Raw genomic sequence first — 1,856 nt, forward strand, 5'->3', positions numbered from 1 at the left:
GATGGGTAGGGGAGCGTCGTGTGCCGGGTGAAGCAGCCGCGGAAGCGAGTTGTGGACGGTTCACGAGTGAGAATGCAGGCATGAGTAGCGATACAAACGTGAGAAACGTTTGCGCCGATTGACTAAGGGTTCCTGGGTCAAGCTGATCTGCCCAGGGTAAGTCGGGACCTAAGGCGAGGCCGACAGGCGTAGTCGATGGATAACCGGTTGATATTCCGGTACCCGCTGTGAAGCGTCAAACATCGAGCATCGTGATGCTAAGGCCGTGAAGCCGTTCCGGACCCTTCGGGGAAAGGAAAGTGGTGGAGCCGCCGGCCCAAGCGGTTAGTAGGTGAGTGATGGGGTGACGCAGGAAGGTAGTCCATCCCGGGCGGTGGTAGTCCCGGGGTAAGGGTGTAGGACGTTGTCCAGGTAAATCCGGGCAGCACATAGTCTGAGACCTGATGCCGAGCCGATTGTGGTGAAGTGGATGATCCTATGCTGTCGAGAAAAGCCTCTAGCGAGTTTCATGGCGGCCCGTACCCTAAACCGACTCAGGTGGTCAGGTAGAGAATACCGAGGCGTTCGGGTGAACTATGGTTAAGGAACTCGGCAAAATGCCCCCGTAACTTCGGGAGAAGGGGGGCCATGTCCGGTGATCGGATTTACTCCGTGAGCTGGGGGTGGCCGCAGAGACCAGCGAGAAGCGACTGTTTACTAAAAACACAGGTCCGTGCGAAGCCGTAAGGCGATGTATACGGACTGACGCCTGCCCGGTGCTGGAACGTTAAGGGGACCGGTTAGCTCACTTTCGGGTGGGCGAAGCTGAGAACTTAAGCGCCAGTAAACGGCGGTGGTAACTATAACCATCCTAAGGTAGCGAAATTCCTTGTCGGGTAAGTTCCGACCTGCACGAATGGCGTAACGACTTCTCGACTGTCTCAACCATAGGCCCGGTGAAATTGCACTACGAGTAAAGATGCTCGTTTCGCGCAGCAGGACGGAAAGACCCCGGGACCTTTACTACAGTTTGATATTGGTGTTCGGTTCGGCTTGTGTAGGATAGCTGGGAGACTTTGAAGCAGCCACGCCAGTGGTTGTGGAGTCGTCGTTGAAATACCAGTCTGGTCGTGCTGGATGTCTAACCTGGGTCCGTGATCCGGATCAGGGACAGTGTCTGATGGGTAGTTTAACTGGGGCGGTTGCCTCCTAAAGAGTAACGGAGGCGCCCAAAGGTTCCCTCAGCCTGGTTGGCAATCAGGTGTTGAGTGTAAGTGCACAAGGGAGCTTGACTGTGAGACCGACGGGTCGAGCAGGGACGAAAGTCGGGACTAGTGATCCGGCGGTGGCTTGTGGAAGCGCCGTCGCTCAACGGATAAAAGGTACCCCGGGGATAACAGGCTGATCTTCCCCAAGAGTCCATATCGACGGGATGGTTTGGCACCTCGATGTCGGCTCGTCGCATCCTGGGGCTGGAGTCGGTCCCAAGGGTTGGGCTGTTCGCCCATTAAAGCGGTACGCGAGCTGGGTTTAGAACGTCGTGAGACAGTTCGGTCCCTATCCGCTGTGCGCGTAGGAGTCTTGAGAAGGGCTGTCCCTAGTACGAGAGGACCGGGACGGACGAACCTCTGGTGTGCCAGTTGTCCTGCCAAGGGCATGGCTGGTTGGCTACGTTCGGGAGGGATAACCGCTGAAAGCATCTAAGCGGGAAGCCTGCTTCGAGATGAGGACTCCCACCCACTTGATGGGGTAAGGCTCCCAGTAGACGACTGGGTTGATAGGCCGGATCTGGAAGCACGGTAACGTGTGGAGGTGACCGGTACTAATAGGCCGAGGGCTTGTCCATTGATGCTCGCGTTCACTGTGTTGGTTCTGAG

1 rRNA gene is annotated in these 1,856 nt (G+C 56.8%); it reads left to right on the forward strand.

The features are described 5' to 3' along the window. Window positions 1-1,825 (forward strand): 23S ribosomal RNA (locus ACGFT1_RS35690); the annotation flags it as partial. Window positions 1,826-1,856 lie beyond the last annotated feature (31 nt).

Origin of the sequence: Streptomyces sp. Y20 (assembly GCF_043195475.1) — a bacterium.
In the GTDB taxonomy this organism is placed as follows: domain Bacteria; phylum Actinomycetota; class Actinomycetes; order Streptomycetales; family Streptomycetaceae; genus Streptomyces.